This is a genomic window from Pseudanabaena sp. Chao 1811, assembly GCF_027942295.1.
Lineage (GTDB): Bacteria > Cyanobacteriota > Cyanobacteriia > Pseudanabaenales > Pseudanabaenaceae > Pseudanabaena.
Genome location: NZ_CP101416.1, coordinates 548,315 through 573,104, shown reverse-complemented (window position 1 = coordinate 573,104; position 24,790 = coordinate 548,315). Strand labels below are relative to the sequence as shown.

32 protein-coding genes, 1 tRNA gene and 1 pseudogene are annotated in these 24,790 nt (G+C 42.9%); 21 read left to right on the top strand and 13 right to left on the bottom strand.

Translation table 11 applies throughout. The features are described from left to right. Positions 1 to 89: 89 nt before the first annotated feature. From nusG to NMG48_RS02695, 5 genes are all read right to left on the bottom strand, one after another. Entirely contained in the window at positions 90 to 731 is a 642-nt protein-coding gene (gene nusG, locus NMG48_RS02715) for a transcription termination/antitermination protein NusG (RefSeq protein ID WP_126388033.1), read from the bottom strand. After that, positions 731 to 979 (bottom strand): preprotein translocase subunit SecE, encoded by a 249-nt coding sequence (gene secE, locus NMG48_RS02710; RefSeq protein WP_126388035.1) that lies wholly within the window; start codon positions 977 to 979, stop codon positions 731 to 733. The genes nusG and secE overlap by 1 nt, the downstream gene beginning before the upstream one ends. A 106-nt stretch (positions 980 to 1,085) precedes the next feature. Beyond that, positions 1,086 to 1,158, bottom strand: a tRNA-Trp gene (locus NMG48_RS02705). 100 nt (positions 1,159 to 1,258) lie between these two features. Next, a complete protein-coding gene (rplS, locus tag NMG48_RS02700) occupies positions 1,259 to 1,621 on the bottom strand; it encodes a 50S ribosomal protein L19 (protein ID WP_126388037.1) in 363 nt (120 codons plus the stop codon). A 164-nt stretch (positions 1,622 to 1,785) separates the two neighbouring features. After that, positions 1,786 to 2,646: a tRNA (5-methylaminomethyl-2-thiouridine)(34)-methyltransferase MnmD gene (locus NMG48_RS02695; RefSeq protein ID WP_271253877.1), complete on the bottom strand. Its 861-nt coding sequence runs from the start codon at positions 2,644 to 2,646 to the stop codon at positions 1,786 to 1,788. Between the two features lie 139 nt (positions 2,647 to 2,785). Between NMG48_RS02695 and NMG48_RS02690 the strand changes: the two genes are divergently transcribed. The 7 genes and pseudogenes from NMG48_RS02690 to NMG48_RS02660 all read left to right on the top strand — a co-directional run bounded on the left by NMG48_RS02690 (position 2,786) and on the right by NMG48_RS02660 (position 7,016). Next, positions 2,786 to 3,145, top strand: coding sequence for a DUF6972 family protein (locus NMG48_RS02690; protein WP_271253876.1), 360 nt, complete (start codon positions 2,786 to 2,788; stop codon positions 3,143 to 3,145). After that, positions 3,108 to 3,449 (top strand): hypothetical protein, encoded by a 342-nt coding sequence (locus NMG48_RS02685; protein ID WP_271253875.1) that lies wholly within the window; start codon positions 3,108 to 3,110, stop codon positions 3,447 to 3,449. The genes NMG48_RS02690 and NMG48_RS02685 overlap by 38 nt, the downstream gene beginning before the upstream one ends. Positions 3,450 to 3,617: 168 nt before the next feature. Continuing rightward, positions 3,618 to 3,986, top strand: coding sequence for a helix-turn-helix domain-containing protein (locus NMG48_RS02680; RefSeq protein WP_271251623.1), 369 nt, complete (start codon positions 3,618 to 3,620; stop codon positions 3,984 to 3,986). Between the two features lie 53 nt (positions 3,987 to 4,039). Further along, positions 4,040 to 4,315 (top strand): transposase, encoded by a 276-nt coding sequence (locus tag NMG48_RS02675; RefSeq protein ID WP_271255229.1) that lies wholly within the window; start codon positions 4,040 to 4,042, stop codon positions 4,313 to 4,315. An 82-nt stretch (positions 4,316 to 4,397) separates the two neighbouring features. After that, positions 4,398 to 5,540, top strand: a complete 1,143-nt coding sequence (locus NMG48_RS02670) for a transposase (RefSeq protein WP_271252192.1) — start codon at positions 4,398 to 4,400, stop codon at positions 5,538 to 5,540. 21 nt (positions 5,541 to 5,561) lie between these two features. After that, positions 5,562 to 5,715: pseudogene (locus NMG48_RS21770) on the top strand (transposase); the annotation flags it as partial. Positions 5,716 to 5,927: 212 nt separating this feature from the next. Beyond that, positions 5,928 to 7,016, top strand: coding sequence for an endonuclease NucS domain-containing protein (locus NMG48_RS02660; RefSeq protein WP_271253874.1), 1,089 nt, complete (start codon positions 5,928 to 5,930; stop codon positions 7,014 to 7,016). Here the strand turns inward: NMG48_RS02660 and NMG48_RS02655 are convergent. Together NMG48_RS02655 and ilvD are read right to left on the bottom strand one after the other, a co-directional pair. After that, entirely contained in the window at positions 6,928 to 7,911 is a 984-nt protein-coding gene (locus tag NMG48_RS02655; RefSeq protein ID WP_271253873.1) for an IS30 family transposase, read from the bottom strand. The two genes, NMG48_RS02660 and NMG48_RS02655, sit on opposite strands and share 89 nt — an antisense overlap. A 369-nt stretch (positions 7,912 to 8,280) precedes the next feature. Beyond that, on the bottom strand, positions 8,281 to 9,966 hold the full coding sequence (gene ilvD / locus NMG48_RS02650) for a dihydroxy-acid dehydratase (RefSeq protein WP_271253872.1): 1,686 nt from the start codon (positions 9,964 to 9,966) through the stop codon (positions 8,281 to 8,283). A gap of 89 nt (positions 9,967 to 10,055) precedes the next feature. Here ilvD and NMG48_RS02645 point away from each other — a divergent pair, with 89 nt between their 5' ends. Next, entirely contained in the window at positions 10,056 to 10,505 is a 450-nt protein-coding gene (locus NMG48_RS02645) for a hypothetical protein (RefSeq protein WP_271253871.1), read from the top strand. A 163-nt stretch (positions 10,506 to 10,668) separates the two neighbouring features. Here NMG48_RS02645 and NMG48_RS02640 read toward each other — a convergent pair whose 3' ends face one another. Continuing rightward, on the bottom strand, positions 10,669 to 11,133 hold the full coding sequence (locus tag NMG48_RS02640; RefSeq protein ID WP_271253870.1) for a nucleoside deaminase: 465 nt from the start codon (positions 11,131 to 11,133) through the stop codon (positions 10,669 to 10,671). A 73-nt stretch (positions 11,134 to 11,206) separates the two neighbouring features. Here NMG48_RS02640 and metG point away from each other — a divergent pair, with 73 nt between their 5' ends. The 9 genes from metG to rpsI all read left to right on the top strand — a co-directional run bounded on the left by metG (position 11,207) and on the right by rpsI (position 18,460). Continuing rightward, positions 11,207 to 12,781 (top strand): methionine--tRNA ligase, encoded by a 1,575-nt coding sequence (gene metG / locus NMG48_RS02635; protein ID WP_271253869.1) that lies wholly within the window; start codon positions 11,207 to 11,209, stop codon positions 12,779 to 12,781. A gap of 426 nt (positions 12,782 to 13,207) precedes the next feature. Further along, positions 13,208 to 13,837: a LabA-like NYN domain-containing protein gene (locus tag NMG48_RS02630; protein ID WP_126390352.1), complete on the top strand. Its 630-nt coding sequence runs from the start codon at positions 13,208 to 13,210 to the stop codon at positions 13,835 to 13,837. A 407-nt stretch (positions 13,838 to 14,244) separates the two neighbouring features. Beyond that, positions 14,245 to 14,628: a 30S ribosomal protein S13 gene (gene rpsM, locus NMG48_RS02625; RefSeq protein WP_126388050.1), complete on the top strand. Its 384-nt coding sequence runs from the start codon at positions 14,245 to 14,247 to the stop codon at positions 14,626 to 14,628. Between the two features lie 20 nt (positions 14,629 to 14,648). After that, positions 14,649 to 15,044, top strand: a complete 396-nt coding sequence (gene rpsK, locus NMG48_RS02620; protein WP_126388052.1) for a 30S ribosomal protein S11 — start codon at positions 14,649 to 14,651, stop codon at positions 15,042 to 15,044. 109 nt (positions 15,045 to 15,153) lie between these two features. Continuing rightward, entirely contained in the window at positions 15,154 to 16,107 is a 954-nt protein-coding gene (locus tag NMG48_RS02615; protein ID WP_126388054.1) for a DNA-directed RNA polymerase subunit alpha, read from the top strand. Between the two features lie 91 nt (positions 16,108 to 16,198). Further along, positions 16,199 to 16,633, top strand: a complete 435-nt coding sequence (gene rplQ / locus NMG48_RS02610) for a 50S ribosomal protein L17 (protein WP_126388056.1) — start codon at positions 16,199 to 16,201, stop codon at positions 16,631 to 16,633. A 26-nt stretch (positions 16,634 to 16,659) separates the two neighbouring features. Beyond that, entirely contained in the window at positions 16,660 to 17,502 is an 843-nt protein-coding gene (truA, locus tag NMG48_RS02605) for a tRNA pseudouridine(38-40) synthase TruA (protein WP_345961238.1), read from the top strand. Positions 17,503 to 17,566: 64 nt separating this feature from the next. After that, complete coding sequence (gene rplM / locus NMG48_RS02600) at positions 17,567 to 18,034, top strand: 50S ribosomal protein L13 (RefSeq protein WP_126388058.1); 468 nt, start codon at positions 17,567 to 17,569, stop codon at positions 18,032 to 18,034. Between the two features lie 12 nt (positions 18,035 to 18,046). Continuing rightward, positions 18,047 to 18,460 carry a 30S ribosomal protein S9 gene (rpsI, locus tag NMG48_RS02595; RefSeq protein WP_009628981.1) on the top strand — a complete coding sequence of 138 codons (414 nt, stop codon included), beginning with the start codon at positions 18,047 to 18,049 and terminating at the stop codon, positions 18,458 to 18,460. A gap of 243 nt (positions 18,461 to 18,703) precedes the next feature. On the opposite strand, the gene hemC is transcribed toward rpsI, so the two are convergent. Further along, a complete protein-coding gene (gene hemC, locus NMG48_RS02590; RefSeq protein WP_271253867.1) occupies positions 18,704 to 19,654 on the bottom strand; it encodes a hydroxymethylbilane synthase in 951 nt (316 codons plus the stop codon). 207 nt (positions 19,655 to 19,861) lie between these two features. Then, complete coding sequence (gene bchM / locus NMG48_RS02585; RefSeq protein WP_271253866.1) at positions 19,862 to 20,572, bottom strand: magnesium protoporphyrin IX methyltransferase; 711 nt, start codon at positions 20,570 to 20,572, stop codon at positions 19,862 to 19,864. A 119-nt stretch (positions 20,573 to 20,691) separates the two neighbouring features. On the opposite strand from bchM, the gene sppA reads away from it, so the two are divergent. After that, positions 20,692 to 21,702 (top strand): signal peptide peptidase SppA, encoded by a 1,011-nt coding sequence (sppA, locus tag NMG48_RS02580; protein WP_271253865.1) that lies wholly within the window; start codon positions 20,692 to 20,694, stop codon positions 21,700 to 21,702. 75 nt (positions 21,703 to 21,777) lie between these two features. Then, the gene (locus tag NMG48_RS02575; RefSeq protein WP_271253864.1) at positions 21,778 to 22,776 is read left to right on the top strand and encodes a 2OG-Fe(II) oxygenase; all 999 of its coding nucleotides are present in this window, start codon (positions 21,778 to 21,780) and stop codon (positions 22,774 to 22,776) included. A gap of 42 nt (positions 22,777 to 22,818) precedes the next feature. On the opposite strand, the gene NMG48_RS02570 is transcribed toward NMG48_RS02575, so the two are convergent. After that, positions 22,819 to 23,058 (bottom strand): hypothetical protein, encoded by a 240-nt coding sequence (locus tag NMG48_RS02570; protein ID WP_126388071.1) that lies wholly within the window; start codon positions 23,056 to 23,058, stop codon positions 22,819 to 22,821. A gap of 201 nt (positions 23,059 to 23,259) precedes the next feature. Next, entirely contained in the window at positions 23,260 to 23,397 is a 138-nt protein-coding gene (locus NMG48_RS02565; protein WP_009627037.1) for a photosystem II reaction center protein K, read from the bottom strand. A 106-nt stretch (positions 23,398 to 23,503) separates the two neighbouring features. Between NMG48_RS02565 and NMG48_RS02560 the strand changes: the two genes are divergently transcribed. Both NMG48_RS02560 and NMG48_RS02555 read left to right on the top strand, forming a co-directional pair. Then, positions 23,504 to 23,998, top strand: coding sequence for a hypothetical protein (locus tag NMG48_RS02560; RefSeq protein WP_271253863.1), 495 nt, complete (start codon positions 23,504 to 23,506; stop codon positions 23,996 to 23,998). A 150-nt stretch (positions 23,999 to 24,148) separates the two neighbouring features. Continuing rightward, positions 24,149 to 24,424: a MoaD/ThiS family protein gene (locus NMG48_RS02555; RefSeq protein WP_271253862.1), complete on the top strand. Its 276-nt coding sequence runs from the start codon at positions 24,149 to 24,151 to the stop codon at positions 24,422 to 24,424. A gap of 42 nt (positions 24,425 to 24,466) precedes the next feature. Here NMG48_RS02555 and NMG48_RS02550 read toward each other — a convergent pair whose 3' ends face one another. Further along, positions 24,467 to 24,778 (bottom strand): hypothetical protein, encoded by a 312-nt coding sequence (locus NMG48_RS02550; RefSeq protein WP_169363961.1) that lies wholly within the window; start codon positions 24,776 to 24,778, stop codon positions 24,467 to 24,469. Positions 24,779 to 24,790 lie beyond the last annotated feature (12 nt).

The following is a 24,790-nucleotide window of genomic DNA, read 5'->3' as shown; positions in this document are numbered from 1 at the left end:
CTTTCTGAGCCACTCTAATTAATAGCCGTTAAAAAATCCACTAGAAACCCCGCAAACCTGCGTTTGAGTGGATTAGTTTTACTTGTGATTTAGTTTTGCTTTTGCACCTGATTGAACTCTAGTTCTACAGGAGTGTCTCTTCCAAATATTGAGAGAAGCGCCTTGAGTTTACTGCGCTCTGGGCTAACCTCGACCACTTCACCTTCAAAGTCTTTGAAAGGTCCATTAAGCACTTTAATCTTGTCGCCTTGAGCCATATCAATTTTGAGAACTGGCTCTTGTTCGACGGTGACACGGAAGATTCTTTCGACTTCTTTCTCAGTCAATGGGCGAGGCTTAACATGTCCACGACCACGACCATAGTGACGTTTTTGTTCTGTTCCGACGAAGTTAATTACATGGGGAGTGCTTTTGACAGCAAGCCACGCATCATCATCAACTTCTAACTGTCCGATTTCATTTCTAACAGTCTTAATCTGAATCAGGACATACCCAGGGAAAATCTTTTCCTCAGATGTAAGCCGACTGCCATCTTTTCTCAGCTTGACGGTCGGTGTCTGCGGGATTTCAATTTGCTTGATCCTATCTTCAACATCAAGGGTTTTGATGCGTTGCTCTAGGCTTGACTTGACCTTTTTTTCGCAGCCTGAAGCAATCTGTACGGCATACCACTGAAATAGTACGTCTGACTCTTCACGACTAGATGAATGGTCGATGTCTTCGGTAAACATTATTGAAACACCTGCAATGCGATCGCTCTAAACAAAGCATCAATTAAGTACACAAAAGTTGCAACCGCAACGATCATTAAAAGCACAGATGCAGATTCACTAATTAATTGTTGACGGGTCGGCCAAACAATTTTGCCAAATTCCGCCTTAGTTTCTGCGAAAAAGTTAGTCATATCGGCATTGTCAGAATTTTCTGATGTTGCTTTTGACGTTTCTTTTGGTTGCTCTTTTACTTCGTTTTTGGTCATAGCGGCAACTCTTGCGATCCCTTTGAAATCTTTGTAAATGCGATGTATTTAACTACAGTCTTGAGCAAACTTAAAAATTAATCTTAGGCTTGTGAAGATGGTGAAGCGCGCCCTGAGGGACTCGAACCCCCGACATCAGGTTTTGGAGACCTGCGTTCTACCAACTGAACTAAGGACGCACGTTATAAAAACAAGATTTTGACACGTTACCAGCTATATCTCAGGTATCAATCGCTATATCAAAATAGTGCTTGACACCTAGTATAACCATAAATGGTTCTATAGTGGACGATCAAATCGTTGTTTAAGACGAGTTGCTTTACCAACGAGGTCGCGTAAGTAATAGAGCTTAGAACGACGCACTTTGCCACGACGGATCACTTTGATGCTTTCAACTTGTGGAGAATGTAGCAAGAAGGCTCGCTCAACTCCTACTCCTTGAAATACACGACGAACAGTAATGACAGAGTTAATGCCAGAACCACGTCTTGAGATAATCACGCCTTCGTAAGGCTGAGTACGTTCTTTGCCGCCCTCTTTGATCCTTACTCCAACCTTCACAGTGTCTCCCACATAAAGCTGGGGGAGATCTGTTTTGATGTATTCCGCTTCAATTGAGCGTATGATTTCAACAGCGTTCATGAGGAATGCCAAAAAAGTCGCGATCATCTATGTTAGAGGATGATCGCTCCAATGTCTATATTTTTTGTAAAAAAAGTAAATATCCGTCAATGCAACATGTTGAAGGTTCTGATTTTTGGTGTCGCAGCGAATCCTCGCTACCAAAATCAAAATTATGGTGATGACTATTTCTTACGGAGGCTAGAGCTTGCGGGAAGTTCACTTTGATTTTGTTCAGATTTACGACTCTCGATAATTTCTGAGGCAGTACTTTGTAAGGTGCGATCGCGATAGGGGATGGCAGCACGAGTCTTGAGAAAGGCGGCTTCGGTGTCAGAGATGGGTGGTAGTGCAGTAGGAGCAAAGGCGGCGATCGTGCTGGGGGATTTGCGTCCGATGGGGGCGATCGCACCAATTTGTAAGCCAGCCATTAGCATGGCGGTACGAACGGCGGCGGATGAGGAGTATGTAACGAGATAGCCGTCGGGTTTGAGGCAGTTGGCTAAAAGTTGGATAAACTCGACTGTCCAGAGTTGGGGGCAATGGGGCGGCGAGAAGGGATCGAGAAAGATGGCATCAGCCCATTTTTGAGGGACTTGGCTAATGGTTTGACGGGCATCACCGATAAGCAGTTGTAAGGTTAAATCTTCAGTTTCGACAATTTGAGTTGTTGCAGCAGTTGTAAGGACTTGCGCGATCGCAGGTTGCCAAATATTTACTAATCTTGTGGCGATCGCTTTTTGTGGGACTTCGAGATTATTTTCCAACGCCATAATGTGGAGACTGGTGATGGGAGTTTGACTGGATTGTTTTAAATTAGAGATGCAGGCGATCGCGGCAGCTGAGTTGTAACCTAAGCCATAGCAAACATCGAGAATGTTGAGTTTAGTCTGAGTTTGAGCTTTTTCGGCAATCTTGGCAGGGATCACAAATTTCGCTTCGGCTTCGTGCTTTGCACCATGAGAGCTATGAAATGTTTCTTGAAAAGTTTCTGACCAAAAAGTAACAGACCCATCTTCGGTAGGGAAAAGTGACAGTGTATCCATGACTAAGACTAAAAAAATGCCCTACTTGCGATCGCCACTTTGAATTTTTGTGAAAGTAAAGCGAGATCGCCTAATTCACTGAAATCTTTACTGTAGATAATGATATGTTAAGCCATTTCGGAACAGTACTTTAGAATTTATGCCGCAAGGGAATGGAGTCAATCGCAAGCCACCAAGAGGGCTTAACCTAGCAGAAAGACACGTTCAGAAGCATTTACCTGATACGCCGCAGATGCTGAAACTACTGAAGGAAGATGGCAAAGCTCACGTGTTTAACGATCTCCAAACATTACTTGAGGTTACAGAAGCTTTGTTTGAGTTGGGTGAGTTTATTGGCATGGTAAGAGGTCATGAGCGTTATGGGATGTATTTCGATCAAGCAATTGGCTATAGAATTGATTTAGAAGGGACTCGATTGCCATTGTATTTTGCAGAGATGAAAATTATTAAGGGTGAATATCATGTCATTCCACGCACAAAACCAAGCGAAGTTATCTAGTTGGAAATTTATTGAAATGTGGGTCGATCCTAGTTCCGATCTGCCGTATGTGTTGATGTTGGTTGGTGATGTAGATGGAAGCTATACACTTTATGACCCCACTGAGGGGTATCAAGTTGTTTATGCAGCGCGAGACTATGAGAAGGTGAAAGATTTTCTGTTGGAGGATGAGTATGTGCAGATTCGCGGCAGGTATCAAGAAAATACTGAAGCACATAGTAGTAAGTTGAGTCAGATGGCTGATGCTCTTGTGTTTAATGATTCAAGTCAGGAAGTCCAAGAACCTGAAACCGCATTTGCCTAGTCCTGAGCACCACTTTAATCTCCATCACATCGTGGTAAGTAGATGAGCATAAATAGACAGAACAATCTCTGGTTTCCCATCTATTCCATAGCAAACATCTTACAGCCTATTGAGGGAAAGAGTAGTACAAGATAAGCTAGGATAGCAAAACCCAAAAGAGAGTAAAAAATGGCACCTTACTCACTAGATCTCAGAGAAAAGATCGTAGCAAACTACGAAGCAGGAAATACATCGATTCGGGAAGTAGCGAAGCAATTTCAAGTCGCGACGAAAACAGTGCAAAAACTACTGAATCAATACCGAGAGACAGGAGAACTAAACCACAAACCATTAGGTAGTCCAATCAAAAGTCCCCTCGAAGCGCATCAGGAGAAAATCCTCGAAATTGTCTCAGAGCATCCAGATTGGACACTATGGCAGTACTGTGAAGAAGTAGCAGAACAAACAGGAGTATCAGTGACCACAGGCAGCATGTGCCGATTTTTCCAGAGGCATAACATCACTCTAAAAAAAAGACCTATCGCCATGAAAAGGTAAAAAGTGAGGCAGTACAACAGCAAAGATGTGAATTTTGGGAAGCATTGAATGAAGTGAAAGCTGAAGATCTGATTTGTATTGATGAAACGGGAGTATGGCAGGGGATGGAACGCTCTGTGGCAAGAAGTGAATGTGGCAAAAGAGTATTCAGTCTTCGTCCCTTTTACAAAGGTCAGAAATACACAATAATTGGCGCTATTTCAGTTGATGGGATTGTTTGCCTGAAAACGATTCAGGGTTCTATGAAAGGAGCAGATTTTCTCACCTTTGTCCAAGATGACCTAGTACCTAAATTACGTCCTGAGCATAGGATCATCATGGATAACTGAGAACTTGCACCATTCTGGAAAGGGGTTGCAAAGAGAGTAAAGATGTGAAAAAAAGGGCGTAGTAGTAAATTAAATAACGATTATGGAAAGCATCGTTAAGCACGCCCAAGGTTTAGTGTATAGCCTAATTTGTCTGATGCCAAGTGTGTATCAAAAAGCAAGTCTGAATGCAATATTAGGGCTATTTCTGGAAGCGCAAGGGCATCCCTATCCAGAACATACACAGGTAAAATCAGCGAGTGCATTAAGCCGATTTCTCAATCACTATAACTGGTCAACAAGAGGACTAATTCGAGCAACAAGGCTGTCAATTTTGGGGCAAATCGCCAAGCATCGCCCATCGAAGAGAGTGCCATTAAAGATACTGATAGACCTGACCACCTTAGAAAAAAGCGGCAAGTTTTTACATTTGAGCAATCCCACCCCAAACGAACCAGACCCATGGGTGAGAATCCTCAACGGAAAGCGAGGACTACATCTGGTTGTACTGTATCTGGTCTATGGAGAGTGGCGCGTACCATGGAGTTTTAGAGTATGGCGCGGCAAAGGATACTCCAGTCCCTCTGACTTAGCTTGTAAGTTATTGGGGACAGTACCCAAGCAACTAACCCAAGGCAAGACTGTGATTGTCCTTGCTGATACTGAGTTTAGTACGGTGAAGTTTTTCAATGCTGTCCGCGCCAAGTCTTGGCGCATCGTTGTCGGTGTCCGCAACAATCGTAAACTTCAAGATGGACGTACCGTCAAACAACTTTATCCCCATGGCAAACGTGGACAACTAATTTTACTGGAAGGGCTAAGTACGCCTTTGACGATCTCTTGGTTCTGGCTCAAAAGAGCCGATAGTAAACGGGAGTTACGCTTTGTGGTCTCTTCTCATCCTTATTCTGGCGCTTATCTGGTGATGTTAGGTCGTAAGCGTTGGGCGATTGAGGGATTCTTCAAAACCATCAAACATCGCTTTGGTTTGCATTGTTTTGGGCAATCTACAAAACTTGGCGTTTATCGTTGGCTTATCCTCTCTCTGCTTTCTTATCTTTTGGCTCATTGGATTGATCAATGGTCGTTTCCTCCCATCTTGGACTGGAAAGCTACCTGTGATTTAACCCTTTCTGTTTTATTCCCTTCTGTCCTTTGGTTGAAACTTCTCAGGTATCTTCAAATTAGTGCCGATATTGCTGCTCGTCATGGCTTTGAAATTATTCTCAAACCCATTCCCACTTGACTCTTTCACGAATGCTGCAAGATCTCAGATAACCTCAACTGCCATAAAGTTGAGGGGGTCGCAAAAGCAATTACAGCGACAGGTGCTAAGATTTTGTACTTACCCACCTATTCTCCTGATTTTAATCCAATTGAGATGATGTGGTCGGTTCTCAAATATTTTATTAGATTGCTTAGACCTCATTCTCAAAAACTACTTCAGCATTTAATCAACGTTTTCCCTTACTTGTTAGAAAAAGATTTCTTCAAAAATTGGTTTACTAAGTGTTGTTACTGTACTACTTAATCCCTCAATGGACTGTAATCTCAGTGAAAGTAAAGAGAGATTATTACTTTCTAATTCAACCAAACTGATAAAATTTTTACCAACAGATTTAATAGCTATGAAATGACAAATCAGGGCAGTGCAATATTACCTAGATTTCGTATTTATGGGGAGAGCGTAGAGTTTGAGACTGAACGACATCTAGAATGGTTCTTTTGGTATACAGTTATTCCCAAAATTGGACTGAAGCCACTAAAAAGTCAGTACACTTGCAGAGAAGGAATTTGTGACATATTAGCAAAAGGGAATCAGAATCAACTCGTCATCATAGAGTTAAAAAATGTTGAAGATTCTCATGTTATTGAACAAATTACTGCATATTTCGATGCCCTTATCGAAGAAAAGCCCTTTAGTGAACAAATTGATTATACTAAACCTATTGACCTATACACTGTTTGTCCAACCTATAGGAATCGTACTGTAACAACACTAAAACACCACAAACTTAAATTTACTCTCTTATCTTATGCAGTAAAAAGCAGCAATCAAGAATTTATATTTACATTGTATGAATGGCTTACAAAGACAGAAATAGCCAAAATAGACATACCAATAGCTGCTGAAATTGCACCTACACCTAATTTGCCTGACCCTCCAAAAGCTTTTGTTAATCTTTTAGGGAGTTGTTCAGAATGTGAAAAAATATGGGCTATTGAAATTCGTGATCAGATTTATCAATTTGCTCAATCTTTAAACTATAGAATTTATGAGAAACCAGATAGTAAATGGGTTCGGTTTGAAAGAAACAAACAAAATCCCATTGCTGAGATAGGTTGGGAAAACAAGAGAAAAAGTCTTGCTATTTATCTATGGTTGCCATTTGTAACTGTTAATGGACAATGCAATACAAGAGATAGTTATAAAAGAACTGCCATGATGAGACTTTGGATAGTTGATGGCATTGTTCAATATATTGCTTACATAGAAAACCAGAGAAAAAGTTGGTTGGTTGTTACTGATGAAGAAATTCAAACTGGAAAATTTACTAAACCTGTAAAATTACAGAGAAAAGGTCGTAGCGCTTATTGGAAAGGTCTAGCTATGACCACAGATATCCGCCAATTCAAGGATGAAATGCAACGGTATCTGATGAAGCAAAGAATACTTCGTAAGGAGTGCGATAGTCAAGAGATTTTCTCGGTCTGTGGTTGATCAAACTCACCATTTTCTGAAAGTTATCTTCTTTCACGATTTTGAAGTTTGTACTTTTGGGATAGAACTCTCTAATTAATCCATTCGTGTGTTCATTCAATCCGCGCTCCCATGAATGATAGGGATTTGCAAAGAAAGTGTCTATTTGCAGCCTTTCAGATAGCTTCTCATGTCCACAGAATTCTCTGCCATTATCAAAGGTCATTGTCTTTCGGAACGTTGACTTCACAGGCTCAAATAGCTTGAGCGTCACTCTATTTATCTCTTCCATTGTCTTATTCTTAGCTAGTCCAGCAAGTAAGTACTTTGATGCTTTATCAACATGGGTAACTACGATACCTGTGTGGTTGCAACCAATTACGGTATCACTTTCCCAATGCCCGATCTCTGTCTTTAAATCCGCAATCTTCGGACGTTTCTCAATTCCCACTCGATTAGGGATACCACCTCGTTTCTGGTTGCGACTTTTGCGCCGTCGTTGCTTCTGCTTTTGCCTTAGATATTGTTGATATATTCCCATCTCTTGATGGTTTGCATAGATCATCAGATAAATCGTCTCATAGCTGATTTTACCTAGCCCCTCCCGTTCCATCCTCCCTGCCAGTTGCTCTGGACTGTGGTGTTGCTCTAACCGTTGCTTGACTTCGGCAATCGTCTTGTCGCTGATGCTCTGGAATCTTACCTTTGCTTGTTTCCGTCTTGCCTGCATCAGGGCAACTGCCGTATCTGGCAGATATCCGATCTCGCGCTCATCTGTGTTCCGCGATAGCTCTCTGGATATCGTACTTTTGTTTCGCTTCATCCGACGACCAATCTCTGTCATCGATAGTTGCTCGATTACTCGCAGTTTATACAGTTCACTTCTTTCTGTGATGCTAAGATGAGTAAAGCTCATGAGGATATCCTGATTGTTGTGATTATCATCAGATTATCCTTATGAGTCCCTTTATGCAAAGATCTCTAGGTGTTGCATTTCATCCTTGAATTGGCGATCTATCTTGATCTAATGGGATTTACTGAGCGTTCTCATTCTCTAAATTCTTTTGTAGAATTAGCGCTTGAACATTCTTTGCAGAGACTGACTAAAAGTCGCCAGAAGAATATTATCAAGGCATAATCTAATTTTTAGCGCTCGCCTTTACTGCACCTCAAAACAAATAGTAATTTAGCTAAAAGCTGATCTACTTAAAGCGATCGCTATTTTACTTTTATGCAAAAAAGTAAAGAGAGGCTTGTACGCAAGTCTCTCTTTACTTGCAATTAACTAGAACAGATCTAGATCAGTTACAGCACCTTTGCTGCTAGTTGAGACAAGGGTGGCATATTTCGCCAAAACACCTTTGGTATAGCGAGGGGCAGGAGCTTTCCAATTAGCACGGCGTGTGGCTAGTTCCTCCTCACTGACGTTGAGTTGAATCAAACGCTGATGGGCATCAATCGTGATCGAGTCACCTTCTTGGACTAAGGCGATCGTGCCACCAACATAGGCTTCAGGGGCAACGTGACCGACGACCATACCATAGGTTCCACCAGAGAACCGTCCATCGGTGATTAAGCCAACGGAATCACCTAGACCAGCACCGATAATTGCACTGGTAGGAGCTAACATTTCCCTCATACCAGGTCCACCCTTTGGTCCTTCATAGCGAATAACTAATACGTCTCCGGGATTGATCTTATTATCGAGAATCGCCGCGAGAGAATCTTCTTCCGATTCAAAAACGCGTGCAGGTCCAGTGATGATTGGATTTTTGACACCAGAGATTTTCGCAACAGCACCTTCTTCAGCAAGATTGCCTTTAAGGATGGCGAGATGTCCTTGCTTGTACATGGGACGATCCCAAGGACGGATCACATCTTGATCGGCGCGAGGTTCAGCAGGAATATCCTTGAGAAGTTCCTCAACGGTTTGACCAGTAATCGTAATGCAGTCGCCATGTAATAATCCATGAACTAAGAGCATCTTCATCACTTGGGGAATACCACCTGCTTTGTGGAGATCGGTGGCAACATACTTGCCTGAAGGCTTGAGGTCACAGAGAACAGGGACACGCTCACGAATGCGCTCAAAATCATCAAGGTTCCATTCCACACCTGCGGAATGGGCGATCGCTAAAAAGTGCAAGACCGCATTAGTGGAACCACCCACTGCCATAACCACGGAAATGGCATTCTCAATTGATTTACGAGTGATGATGTCGCGAGGTAATAGATTATTGCGAATCGCATTGACTAGAACCGTACCCGCAAGCTCTGTATTGGCTGCCTTTTCAGGAGCAACGGCGGACATGGTGGAGGAATACATCAAGCTCATACCCATTGCCTCAAAAGCAGAAGACATGGTGTTTGCTGTGTACATCCCCCCACAGGATCCAGCGCCCGGACAAGCATTGCGCTCAACCGCATTCAATCTTACTTCGTCAATTCTGCCCGCACTATATTGTCCGACCGCTTCAAAGGAGCTAACTACCGTCAAGTCTTCACCATCTAAATGTCCGGGTTCGATCGTGCCACCATAGACAAATAATGCAGGAATGTTCATTCTCGCCATAGCAATCATTGCCCCTGGCATATTCTTGTCACAGCCCCCGATCGCTAAAACCCCATCCATGCTTTGACCTGTGCAAGCAGTTTCGATGGAGTCAGCAATGACATCACGGGAAACGAGGGAATACTTCATCCCCTCAGTTCCCATGGAGATCCCATCGCTGATGGTGATTGTGCCGAAAACTTGGGGCATCCCATTCGCGGCACGAATTCCAGCTTCGGCGCGGATAGCTAAAGGCGCAATGCCCATATTGCAAGGTGTAATTGTGCTATGGGCGCTTGCAACACCGACAATAGGTTTAGTAAAATCTGAGTCTTGGAAACCAACGGCGCGTAACATAGCGCGGTTAGGCGATCGCTGAACGCCTTCGGTAATTGCACGACTGCGGCGATTATCGGACATAGTTCAAATCTCTTGAGTTAGCTTAACTAAAACATTTTAGAATTTTTAGACCCCAGCAGAATAAATTTGGACTATCGGCAATCACCATAATGCAACTTCAAAAGTCTTCATCCCATACTTCATCGAGTCGGCTCAATCGTTACAATGTTCTTGGTATGACTGCTTTGAGTATGGGATTACTCCTATATGGTTGTGGGGAAAATCGAGTTACTCAATGTAACAAATTTGTTACAGTTGCGAATAAAACCAAAGATTTAGTAGCTCCTAAGGATGCGGCAGGCTTTACCCAGCTTGCGGACAAAATTGATCAAATTCGTACTGAGACGCAAGCGATCGCCGTTAAGGATTCACAGCTTAAAGAGTTGCAAACTAAACTCTTGAGTATGTACGGTGATGTGTCATCGGCGCTAAAGGCTCAGGCAAAGGCGGTAGAAGCGAAGGATACCAATGCTCAGACCAAAGCTAAACAGGATTTAGAAACTGCGGCAGGTAAGGAGAGTGATTTGGTCGATTCGATAAATACCCTATGTGCCAAATAACCCTAAAGCGAGGTTTCTCACGTTTTACCAAATTTAGAGATCGCCTTGTTAGAACAAACCGTGGAACTGTTAGCTACAAAAACTAATACTGAAGCTGCAATCTGGTTTTCCCAACAAATTGCTGCATATTCCTAGATATTGGTGGAGAAAAGTGCCACCAATATCAAATTCTGAGATTTTTAAACCAAGCTTGCAATAATTCTTGGCATTCTCTCTCGCGAATTCCTGCGATTACTTCCAACTTGTGAAAAGACACGGGACTATCGGGTAAATTGGCTACTGTGCGAATTGAGCCTGTTTTGGGATCATCAGCACCGTAAACTAAAGTACTAATCCGCGCTTGCAAAATTGCCCCTGCACACATGGGACAGGGTTCTAAAGTGACATAGAGGGTGCAACCCGTTAGATGCCAATCTCTTAATATGCGCGAAGCCTCACGAATCGCTACAATCTCAGCATGGGCAGTAGGATCTTGATCTCGCTCTTTGCGATTTACCCCTGTGGCGATCGCACTCCCTTGATTATCGACAATAATTGCCCCTACAGGAATTTCTCCCGCCTCTCCTGCCTGTTGCGCCAAGGAGATCGCTTGATCCATGCAATTTTGATGAGTTTGTAGGTTTTTCATTACTTTTGGTGAAAAATGTTACATTTACCACCATTTTTTTGCAAAATGGTATTAGCCGTGAATTGAGTACCCTATGTCTTTAGAACCGATTGCTTTAACTACACCACTTTTTTACGTCAACGATCGCCCACATATTGGCAGTGCCTATCCGACGATCGCTGCCGACGCTTTTGCACGGTTCTATCGGCTCAAAGGTCATCCTGTGATGTTTGTGACAGGCACAGACGAGCATGGACAAAAAATTCAGCGCACTGCCGAAAAAAATAATCTATCGCCCCAAGAACATTGCGATCGCACTGTTGCAGAATTTTATACACTCTGGGAAAAGTTTAATATTCGCTTTGATCGCTTTACGCGCACCACTGCACCCAAACATCAAGCGATCGTTAACGAATTTTTTCAACGGGTCTACGATTCGGGCGACATTTACTTAAATCAGCAAAAAGGCTGGTACTGCGTCGCTTGCGAAGAATTTAAAGAGGAGCGAGAACTGCCCTCCACCCATCATTGCCCGATCCATACCAATGTTGTATGTGAATGGCGCGACGAACCGAACTATTTTTTCCGCCTATCTAAATATCAAGACGCACTCGATCAATTTCACGAAGCTAATCCTGACTTTATTCAGCCTGACAGTCGCCGCAACGAAGTTCTCGGCTTTATGAAGCAAGGCTTGCAGGACTTTTCGATCTCTCGTGTGAATCTTGACTGGGGTTTCCCGATTCCTAACGATCCCACCCATACTATTTATGTTTGGTTTGATGCTTTGCTTGGTTATGTGACAGCTCTGCTTGATCCTGAGGATGAGCCGACTCTAAAAAATGCCCTCAAGAAGTGGTATCCCTTTAATTTGCATATCATTGGTAAAGATATCTTAAGATTTCATGCGATTTACTGGCCAGCGATGTTGATGTCGGCGGGACTATCTTTACCAAAGCGCGTATTTGGTCATGGTTTGCTGACAAAGGATGGTCTCAAAATGGGCAAGACCTTAGGCAATACGATTGATCCCTATGATCTCGTCGATCGCTTTGGTGCAGATGCTATTCGGTACTATTTCTTAAAAGAAATTGAATTTGGCAAAGATGGTGACTTTAGCGAAGAGAGATTTATCTCAATTGTCAATGCTGATCTCGCTAATAGTCTTGGCAATTTGCTCAATCGCAGTCTAGGAATGGCAAATAAATATTGTCAAGGAACTATACCTGCAAATGATCCCAGCGATCCCAGTGAGGTATCAAATTTAATTAAACCAGTTATCGAACAGGCATCAAATTTAGGCGATCGCGTGGCAATTGATTATCAAAATCTTAATTTTCGAGCTGCTTGTGAAAAAATCTTAGAGTTAATCTGGAATTGCAACAAATTAATTGATGAAACTACACCGTGGAAGCAATTTAAAGCAGGAAAACAAAAAGAAGTTAACGAAACTTTGTATGCTTTATTAGAATCTGTGCGTATCGCTGTTTATTTGCTTTCACCGATTACACCAAGCTTGAGTATTGCTTCCTATCAACAATTAGGCTTAAGTTTTGATGAAACTAACCCACCTGATTGGAGTCATACAAATTGGGGAATACTACAATCAGGGCTTCCCCTTTCCTCCCCAACCCCAATCTTTCAACGTATTGAAAAAACTGGGGATTAGTTAGAATTTAAGGCTTCAGTTTTGTCTTTTTAATTGCTTATTTATTAAATATTAACTTCCCTAAAATATACTCCTGTAAGTATATTTACTTATAGTGTATAATTAAAGATAAGCTATAAAAATAAATAATTTATTATTATAGGCTTATTATAAAAAACGTTTTATATTCTTAAATTCGCTTTAAATTTTTCCAAAATTTATTCAAAATTTATTTTTTCTGATGGTCTTGGGATAAGGCTGATTGTCTTATTAAAGATTGCTTTAAACGTCCATCGCTAATCCTTATACGATTTAAGCGGTAGTTTATAAAAAATTTTAAGAGGTTCTTCTGAATTAGGTAAACACTTAGGACGGTTTTAAGTATCAATGCTAATACCAAAGCTTCATCCCACAGCACTAGATAACAAACGTTCTATAGGCAAAAATATGTTACCGTTCGAGCAAGATTCTGGCTTTAAACCAGACCAAATTTTAGAAAATCGAGGGCGTGTTGCCATCTTTATTGATGGTTCTAATCTTTTTTATGCAGCTCTTCAGCTAGGTATCGAAATCGACTACACCAAGCTGCTTTTATGTCTTACTGATGGCTCTCGTTTACTCAGAGCTTTTTTCTATACAGGGGTAGATCGCACCAATGAAAAGCAACAAGGCTTCTTATTGTGGATGCGCCGTAATGGCTATCGAGTAATTTCTAAAGAGCTTGTCCAACTTCCCGATGGTTCTAAAAAAGCGAACCTTGATGTGGAAATTGCTGTGGACATGATGGCCTTGATTGGTTCCTATGATACAGCCGTTCTTGTTAGTGGCGATGGGGATCTCGCCTATGCCGTTGATGCTGCTAGTTATCGGGGTGTGCGCGTTGAGGTAGTCAGTTTGCGCTCAATGACTAGTGATCACCTGATCAATGTTGCTGACCGCTATGTCGATCTCGAAGCGATTAAAGAAGATATTATGAAAATATCACGTCCACAATCTCCTAGTTCCGCCCCTGCGATCGCTAGTTATTCCTATCGCCCAATTTCTGGGATAGGATCGATCGATAGCGATCGCGACTAGTAGTAACTTAAGGTAATAATTTTAGTTCCTCTTAACTCTGAGGATCTTTTAGCGGTAACTACACCGCACTTTAACCACAACAAGCAATAGCATAGAGCTAACTCTGAGAAGCTAAATTGCAAAAATATTGACAGAAGTTGCCATTGTCAATATATTATAGAGTTCGCTGTAAAATATGCTGTCTTCGTAATTTGCTCTTGCTGATGACTGTAGCTAACCCACTGCATAAAACGCTCGCTCGCTCGAAGATTGACTTGTACAGCTATCCGCCCCAAAGGTTCGCCCAAAATTTACCAAAAAGTTATTTTAGGACAACCAAATAATTAGAATTTTTAAGAATAGAAATTTTAATTTTAATTTAGGGCAAACGTTACATTGAAAACTGACAACAAATTGGGAGACTTATAGTGGCTCGCATTGCAGGAGTTGACCTTCCTCGTGACAAGCGCATTGAAATAGGACTAACGTATATATACGGAATCGGTCTAACTAGCGCCAAAAAAATCTTAGCAGCTACCAAAATAAACCCCGATACGCGGGTTAAAGAACTTACTGACGTTGAAGTAACGACTTTACGCCAAGAGGTAGAATCCAACTTTCAAGTAGAAGGCGATCTGCGTCGTCTCGAAGGTTTAAGCATCAAACGCCTAGTAGACATCGGCTGCTACAGAGGTCGTAGACATCGTATGGGACTTCCTGTGCGTGGACAACGTACCCGTACCAATGCTCGTACCCGTCGTGGCGGTCGTCGCACTGTTGCAGGTAAGAAGAAGGCTCCAGGTAAGAAGTAATTAAGGATTAGTACGAAACTATGGCTCGTCAAACAACACGTAGAACTGGCGCACGCAAGAATAAGCGTAATGTCCCTAATGGAGTCGCTTACATCCAGTCTACTTTCAACAACACTATCGTCACGATCGCTGACACCGTAGGCGATGTAATCTCTTGGTCTTCGGCTGGTGCGAGCGGCTTTAAGGGCGCAAAGAAGGGTACTCCATTTGCCGCGCAAACTGCCGCAGAATCTGCTGCCAGAAGAGCGATCGAGCAAGGAATGCGCCAAGTTGAAGTGATGGTTACAGGACCTGGATCTGGTCGTGAAACCGCAGTCAGAGCTTTACAAGCTGCTGGTTTGGAAATCACTTTGATTCGTGATATCACCCCCATCCCTCACAATGGTTGCCGTCCTCCTAAGCGTAGACGTGTATAACCAATTGCGAATTAAAAGTTTAAGTTCGTAATTCGTAATTCGTAATTTTGCAATTCTCTAATTTCCCCTTTGATTTTCGTTTACTCTTGCAGACTAAGTCGGTACAAATATGGCACAGTTTCAGGTTGAGTGCGTTGCATCCCACACAGAAAAAGACAATAGCCAGTACAGCCAATTTGTACTGGAACCACTAGATCGGGGGCAAGGCATTACCATTGGAAATGCGCTCAGACGGGTATTGCTCTCCAATCTTGAGGGTGCGGCCGTCACTGCTGTTCGCATTGCTGGTGTCAACCATGAGTTTGCGACGATTCCAGGCGTGCGGGAAGACGTTTTGGATTTGATGCTCAACCTGAAGGAACTAGTGTTGAAGTCTTATAGCTCAGCACCACAGATCATTCGGCTGGTAGAGCGCGGTCCAAAGTTAGTCACTGCCACTAGTTTTCATTCTTTGCCATCGGACATCGAAATCGTTAACCCTAACCAATACATCGCTACCCTCAGTGAGGGCGCAACTTTGGAGATGGAACTAACGATTGAGCGTGGTAAAGGTTATCGTTCCGTAGACCGCTCTAAAGAAGATCACAGTTCTCCCATTGACACGCTCAAAATTGATGCTGTGTTTATGCCTGTGCGTAAGGTCAAGTATGAGATTAGGGATGCTCGGATCGGTGATGCGATCAATAAAGAGAGTCTCCAAATTGATATTTGGACTAATGGCAGCATTACACCTCAAGAAGCGCTTAGCCAAGCCGCTAGTGTCTTGGTGAGTTTATTCTCTCCCTTGCAAGAAATCACCCTTGCGCCTTCACTGCCCCAAGAGCGTGATGAGCAAGATGAGACGAAGCAAATTCACATTGAAGAATTGCAACTGTCGGTCAGAGCTTACAACTGTCTCAAACGTGCACAGATTAATACTGTGGCGGATTTGCTGGAGTACACTCAAGACGATCTACTAGAGATCAAAAACTTTGGTCAAAAGTCGGCTGAGGAAGTTATGGATGCGCTCAAGCAGCATCTAGGCTTGACCTTGACCGAATCTAAGTCTTCTAAAGTTTTATAAGAGTATCTCTATAAAAGTTCTATAAAAATGGCAATATTTGCAGCTCCGTGCTTCGCAAATATTGCATTAAACATCCATCTAGTACACACCTATGCGTCACCGTTGTAAAACACCCCAGCTTAATAAGGCTGCTGACCAGCGCAAAGCTCTCCTACGGGCTTTGACTACTGAGTTGATCCTCAGAGGCGAAATTAAGACCACTAGAGCAAGAGCTAATGCTGTTCGCACTACTGCTGATCACATCATTACCCTTGCTAAAAATGGTTCTTTGCACGCTCGTCGTCAAGCGATCGCCTATTTATACGATATCTCGGTTAAGGATGGCGAACCCGTGAGCGATCGCGTCCAAACTAAGACAAAACAAGAGAAATTACCTGAAGAAGAGCGCGTAACTAGCTTAGTAGACTTACTGTTTAGCCAAGCTAAAGAACGTTATGCTGATCGTAATGGTGGCTATACCCGTATCGTTCGCACGGTCAGTCGTCGTGGCGATAATGCCGAAATCGCGATTTTGCAACTGGTATAAGCAGGTAAATTCCTGAGATGCCAGAGATGATTTTGTCTGCTGATTCTGATTCTGTTCGTCGTGTGGCTTTAGCTATTCAATATCTAGGTACACATTATTACGGATGGCAAAGGCAGCCAAATCATACCTCAGTGCAGCAAACGATTGAAGAAGCGATCGCTAAGATTTGCGGTAAACCAACCGTTGTGCATAGTGCAGGTAGAACTGACACAGGTGTTCATGCTGCGGCTCAGGTAGCGCATTTCGATACTTCGAGTGTGATTCCTCCTCAGAAATGGGCAAAAGTCCTCAATAGCTACTTGCCAGAGGATATCTTGATCTTTGGCTCGACGGAGGTTGCCTCTGACTGGCATGCGAGATTTTCGGCGACATGGCGACGTTATCGGTACACGATTTACACCGCACCAATCCCGAATTTATTTGTAAGGCAGTTTAGTTGGCACTACTACCATGAGCGCCTTAATGAAGGGCTTATTCATCAAGCCTTACAGCCAATGCTCGGCGAACAAGATATGGCTGCATTTCAAAGAGCAGGTTCAAGTCGTCCCCATAGTCGTCTTGAGGTTCAAGAAGCACTATGTTGGCGAGATGGTGATTTTGTCCATGTGGAAGTTCAGGCAAGTGGTTTTCTTTACGGCATGATTCGTCTGCTAGTGGGACAGCTAATTGATGTGGGGCGTTCGCGTCTCAGTGTCGAAGCCTTTACTAGTAGATGGCAGGAAAAGCGTCGTATTGAAGTTAAATACGCAGCACCACCGCAAGGACTCTGCTTATTAGCGATCGGCTACGCCGATAACCCATTCGCTGAGTTCGCATCGCGCAAGCAAACTTTGGGCTTAACAAATGATCGGGCAATTAGCTTGATTTGATGCTTAAAGCTCAAGTTTTCCAAGATAAAAATTTGATAGATAAATTTCGCTTGTAGAGAAACTAATGACTACAACTACACTCACTCCTAATAAAAGCTACTTACCTAAAGATCCAGATCGTAAGTGGTATGTTATCGATGCGGAAGGTCAGCGCCTCGGGCGGCTTGCTAGCGCGATCGCGGTAATCTTGCGCGGTAAAGATAAGCCTATCTATACGCCCCACTTAGATACTGGCGATTTCGTCGTTGTAATCAATGCCGAAAAAATTGCCGTAACTGGTAAAAAATCAACCCAAAAGCTATACAGAAGACATTCTGGTCGCCCAGGTGGAATGAAGACCGAAACCTTTGATAAGGTAATTGCCCGCGTACCTGAGCGCGTTCTTGAACATGCTGTTAAAGGCATGTTGCCCAAGAATACCCTCGGTCGTCAGCTTTTCACCAAGCTCAAGGTTTACAAGGGTGCTAGTCATCCCCATGAGGCTCAACAGCCCGAAACCTTGGTCATCAACACCATTCCATCGCAGAAGTAGGAGAAATAACCGATGTCAGATACTGAACGTTCTAATCGTGCTGTTTACTGGGGTACTGGTCGCCGTAAGACTGCGATCGCCCGTGTACGCCTTGTCCCTGGTGAAGGCAAAATCGTAATCAACGGCAAACCCGGTGATTTGTATTTGCAATTCAATCCTAGCTACATTTCAGGTGTTAAGGCTCCTTTGGAAACCTTAGGCTTGGAAAATGAGTATGATGTGCTCGTTAATGCTCATGGCGGTGGTGTTACAGGTCAAGCTGACGCAATTCGTCTAGGTGTTGCCCGTGCATTATGCGAACTTGCCCCTGAAAATCGTAAGCCTCTCAAGGTTGAAGGTTATATGACTCGCGATCCTCGTTGTAAAGAACGTAAAAAATACGGGCTTAAGAAAGCTCGTAAGGCTCCTCAATACTCGAAACGGTAATCGGCCAATTACAAAAAAGAGGTGGTACTTTGTACCACCTCTTTTTTTGTAAGTAGAAAAGAGTCAGTGTAAGAAACTGGTTATTTTCTGCTTTTTAACGTGAGTTCGGGATAATTTGAAACGGGATTTGAGAGAGGGTTTGCTACGCAAACCCTCTCTCAAATCCCAAAAGTAAAAGCTTTGCGTAGCAAAGCTTTTACTTTTGGGATTTTAAAATTTGCCAGATTAAGCCGAACTGACGTTTTAAGCGCGAACTTCCGCAAAAATCTTGTTGAGGATGTCTTGAGCGCCCTTAGATTTGAGATCATCGGCTAATTCTGCACCGATCACTTCTGGATTAGTGAGATCCCCTGTTACTTCACCCTTGACTAAAGTTTTACCATCAAGGCTTGCCACAATTCCCTTCAGGGTTAGCTTGTCGCCATTGATAGCAGTATGAACACCAATGGGAACTTGACAACCACCTTCGAGCTCACGAAGGAAAGAGCGCTCAGCAAGGCAACGTTGAGTGGTGGGATAGTGGATGATCGGGGTAAACAAAGCCAAAATATCGGGATCTTCGGCACGGCACTCGATACCTAAAGCTCCCTGACCGACGGCATGGAGGGAAATTTCAGCATCAATTACTTCATGTACGCGATCGCCCATGCCTAGACGACGTAAACCTGCGGCAGCAAGAATCAAGGCATCATATTCACCCGAATCGAGCTTTTGGAGACGGGTATTCAAGTTGCCACGTACATCCTTAAAGGTGAGATGAGGATAGTAATGGCGAAGTTGCGCGAGGCGACGTAAGGAAGATGTGCCGACAACAGTACCCGCAGGCAAAGTTGCGAGGTTTTTGTCCTTGAGCTTTTCATGGACAACTAGGGCATCGGCGGGATCTTCACGCTCTGTTACTGCGCCAAGGATTAAACCTTCAGGCAACTTAGTTGGTAAATCTTTGAGGCTATGTACAGCTAGATCTGACTCTCTGGTCAGCATAGATACTTCTAATTCTTTGGTAAATAAGCCTTTATCACCAATTTTAGCGAGAGCTACGTCAAGAATCTTATCGCCCTGTGTACTCATGGTGACGACTTCAAACTGGCGATCGGGGTGTGCTTTGCTTAGTTCCGCTTGTACCCAATGCGTTTGTACCAGTGCTAGCTGACTTTTGCGAGAACTAATGCGAACTGTTGAGGATGCAACCATAGGACAAAGGGTGAATAATTAAAAAAGTTTTGTGGGTGAAGGTGGTAAGGTGAGATTTTTAAGATATAAAAAGATTATAAAAATCGAAGTAAAAGCACCATTTTCTATTCAAACAGGTTTTGCTACGGTTTCGATGCGATCGCCTACTTGCAAAATGTAAAGAATTCTTACCTGAGTCAAATCGCTGCCCTAGGGCAGCGATTTGGTCTAATTGCGGACAGCCTCAAGTAGGCGTGAGAAATAAAAGGAGGTAGCAGTAAATTCTTTGCGCTTGATCGTGAAGCCCAAGCCTTCAAGAACGCGCCGCACGTCAGATTCTTTGTGCAAATAGGCACGAGTTGCCTTGCTAGGTCCTGGAACCATGTCACCTACCTTCTTCATTAGTACATAGTAGGGATTTTTAGGAGCAAAGCTGAGGATTAATCGAGATTTAGCAAGGGAAGCAAGATGGGCAATCATCGCTTCAGAATCTTGATCTGGATAATGAATCAACACATCTAGACAGATTACGGTGTCATATTCCCCAGACAATGATGCTAAATCCTTAACTTCAAAGACAGGATTTTCAGGATCGGTGGCACGGTTTTTACCTTCACCCACCATTTTTTCGGAAATATCACTGGCATAGACCTTTGCGCCCATTTCGGTGAGGGGAATACTCAAGCTACCAGTGCCACAACCTGCGTCACAAACTGTATGTCCAACCGCATTTTTGTCATTCTTAAACCAACCTAAGACATAATCGACGGTTTGTTGATGTCCTGTGCGGATGTCAAGTTGGACGCGGTTGACATCACCACCTTCTCCATAAATCCGTCGCCAGCGATCGAAGCCAGTGGAATTAAAATAATCGCGAACTATGTCTTTGTCTTTGGGAGATTTTTTTGTGGAGTTCTTATTGAGAGCTTGATTAGCCATGATTGTGAAGAAAGGTTACAGAAAAATGATTTTAACTCAGAAATGAAAGGCGACGCATCGCGCCGCCTTTCATTTCTGGGTTTTATATTAAACTAAAGCAGATACCAGAAAAATTTGCTATGCAACTCAATCGCATCATTGCTCTTGTTTTAGTCGCTGTTTGCTTTATTTCGGCAACCTTTGGGATTCAGCGCCGCCAAATGGATGAAGCCCTAAATTTAAAGAAGGTACTCGATCGCGATCGCCTTGAACTGGTCTCTTTAGATGGGGTAATTACAGGGGCAAGGGCTTCAGCTTCAGGGGCAATGGCAGTACGCGATCGCCTCCGTGAACTCATCGAAGAAGACTCTGTCAAAGGAGTTTTGCTATCGATTAATAGTCCGGGGGGAACCGTAGGTGCAAGTAAAGAGCTATATGCTGCCGTCAAGGACTTGAGCGAGAAAAAACCTGTGGTTGTGAGTATGCTCGACCAAGCAACCAGTGGCGGCTACTACACAGCGAGTTCTGCTACTAAAATCTATGCAAATGCGGGGACTTTAACAGGCAGTATTGGTGTGATTTTAAGTGGATTCAATGCGAAGGAGTTGCTCAGTAAGGTCGGTATTCAAGCACAAACTATTAAAACTGGCCCCTATAAAGATATTTTTTCTTCATTCCGAGATCTGTCCGACCCAGAACGCCAACTGCTGCAAGATCTGTTGCAAAGTACCTATCAGGAATTTATTACCGATGTCGCTAAAGGGCGCAAACTTGATTTAGAAGTGGTGCGTAAGCTCGCAGATGGGCGGATATACACTGGTAGCCAAGCTAAGGAAAATAAACTAGTCGATGCGATCGGGACATTAGATGAAGCCGTTGTTGATTTAAGAACCTTGGCAAGAAAGAAGTTTAATTTACCTGAAACTAAGGAATTACCAATTCGTAAATCGCCTGCTTCCTTTGAAAGACTATTAGACCAATTGCTCAATCATGCTGGGGTGAGTATTGCTTTACCATTTTTTGATGTTGTGGGTAATGGCAAAATCTCTGGCGCGATCGCTGATCAGTTAACTTCAAAATTGGCTGGGCAAAATATGCAAATGGGAAACTATGATCCACCAGTTTTGCTGATGCCAAGTTGGTTTAACTAACTTATAAAGGTTGAGATTTTGCCTTATGCAAAATCTCAACTCAAAATTTTTAATGGGAATTAATGGTCGAAGATCATGCAAGATCAGCATTTAAAATCGCCAATCATTTCTGAAGAGAGCAGTCAACAAGTTGAGCGTCTAGTCAAACAACTTGAGCATATCCAACATATTGTTAAAGCTGGCTTTTGGGTGTCAACTGAGGAGCTAGCAATATTGCTCAATCTTGAGAATAGCTTTATCGATAAACTCAAGCTAGAAGTTGCCTCTCAGGAGCAGAACTATAGTTTTTTTTGGCGCAATTTTGAATGTACTTTGGTAGAGCGACAATTTGCGAAGGGCTTTTGGTTAATTAAAGATCGGCAAGATTTATTACCAACGACTACATCCCATACTTCGCAAAAAGCGGCAAATGTTTTCACAGTTAACGAGTCTCAATCATCATCAAATCCTAGGGGAGCGGTATTACTAGATGTCTCAGCGGAAGAGATTATTCCCTCTCCCTATGCCCTCATTAATGATTTTTTGTCCCCAACTCAACTCAGTGAATTATTGCGCTACAGCATTAATAAACAACCCGAATTTGTCCCCACTACAAATTCGGCAAATGACCCTAACTATCGGCGCTCATTCTATCTGCCTTATTTTCCTGAATTCTCCGAGTTGATGATTAATCTCGTTTGGAAAATTACGCCGCAGATCCTGACGCATTTGGGGATGAGTAACTTTGCGATTGGGCAAATTGAATCCCAAATGACTGCCCATAACCACGGTAATTATTACAAAATTCATAATGATAGTGGTAGTCCTGATACGGCAACACGTACCCTGACCTATGTTTACTATTACTATCGTGAGCCGAAAGCCTTTACTGGTGGTGAGTTAGTCATCTATGACGGCAAAATTGAAAATGGCTTTTCCGTTGCGGCTAAGTCCCATAAGGTGATTCAGCCACAGAATAATACGATTGTCTTTTTCCCTAGCCACTGTATGCACGAAGTTTTGCCTGTGAGTTGTCCATCGGAATATTTTGCTGACAGTCGATTTACGATCAATGGTTGGGTGCGGCATATCTAGAAAAAAGGCAGGAAAAAGTCACAAAGTGACTTTTTCCTGTGATTATGGTTTGGCGATTTTTTGCTTGACTTTGGAGATTACGCCACTAGCGATCGCCCCAGCCATGACGATCCCTAATACTGGCTGAATCAGTGGTTCCCATAGTTGTCGCCATAGTTCTAGCCCAAGGTTGATTTTGAGACTTTCACCGCCGAGGGCAACTAGTAGCCATACAAAAAAGAAAAATACTAAGAACAAATTGAACATCAAAAATTTGTTCGTCCAACGTCCGATGGTTTCCATAGTTCATTAAAAATATTATTTTTAAGTTTCTAAGAGTGTGTCGCTTCGCGACACACTCTTAGAAAGCAATCGGGGTAACGTTGCCGTCACCCCGATTGCTTTTATCGTTTTTGTTTTATAAATGCGTCAGTACAACTGTATGAGATGTACCGAAAAGTTTGTTATAAGTTTTTTTGATTAAGTCAAGACTTAAATTGAAACCTATTTGAAACCGACTGCTGCTTGCCATACAAATGCAAGTAGCAAGAAGAATACAGGGATCACAGGAAGAACGTTTACCAGTGGATCGAAAATTCTATACGCTTCAGGTAATGTGGCAATCAATAGACTAAGTGGCATTAAAAATAGACCTCCTTCAAGAGCTAAGATGAATTTTACCACGTCAAAGAAGCCATTCTTTTTTCTGAAAATTTTTTATCCAAGGGTTTATAAAATAGGTTTATTTATGGCGATCGCAAATCACAAGATATCAAATGGGCAATTTATCCCTTTGACAAAAACTTGGCAAAACCTGCTCAAAATCTTTCAAGTTAGCGTTTTATCCCTGATACTTTGCCTCTGTACCTTTGCTTTTAGCAATCCCGCTTCGGCAAATGTGCAAATCAAGCTAACTAATGTTACCTATGAGCCATGTACAGGTGATGTAGGTAAGCATATGGTGCTAGGCGGCGGGGTGATGTCGGCTAACTGCTACATCATCAAAGGAGAAGCCAACAATACTTCAGGTAAAGTTGTTTACAATGCCGACATTTTTGGGCGCATTTATGATGCTAATGGTAATGATGCTATGCCCGAACGCGCAAGGCTAGGTGCAGTTGAAGAGATCCCCACAGGCACAAGTAATTTTCAGATTATGGTTGCTGTTCCTGCCGATCAACCTGAACCACTGGAGCTAAAACAATTTAAAGCATCAGGATTTGCAGGTAAGGTCAGGCGCTAATCGTGAATCACAAGTAAGCAAAGGCAGCGCAATGCGCTGCCTCTGTTTTATGGAAGCGATCGCGTTAAAATGTAAATCGGTCAGTATGGCAAAATCTAAAGTCCGACCCTAAAGTTCAAGTCTAAAGTTCTCAGATATCGATACAAAAATATGGCTGTCAAAGTTTTAATTCCCACTCCTCTACAACAATTAACCAATAACCAAGCCACCGTAGAATGTGCTGGTGCTTCGGTTAAAGAAATCATTGACTCATTGGAAAACAATTGTCCGGGGATCAAGGCTCGTATTTGTGACGAGCAAGGAAATCTTCGCCGCTTTGTTAATTTTTATGTCAACAGCGAAGATATTCGTTTTCTCGAAGGGGCAAATACTGCCCTCAAGGATGGCGATGAAGTAAGCATCATTCCTGCGATCGCAGGGGGCTAGACCTAGCTTTTGGTGTCGCGGCTTGCCGCGACACCAAAAAGATTAGATATTGCTAAGCATTTCCACAGCGAGTTGAAATAACCAAATTGCTGATTGCTTTTTGGGATCAGCGTCAACTTTGCCCTTACCGCCCCAGTTTTGGAGCCAGTTGCCCAATCCGCCAAAAAAGCCACTAAACCATTGCCCCACCTGCGCAAAAATTTGTTGGGGACCGATACCTGTTAACACTTGGATGCTAAAAATAACGGCAACTACCAGAAAGGCGGTTTTAAAACTAGCTTTAATCACGCTGAGCAACCACCACAACAGCAGCAGCGATACGACTAATGCTCCGATTACTAAAGGCAAGTTCATAGAGTTTTTCTC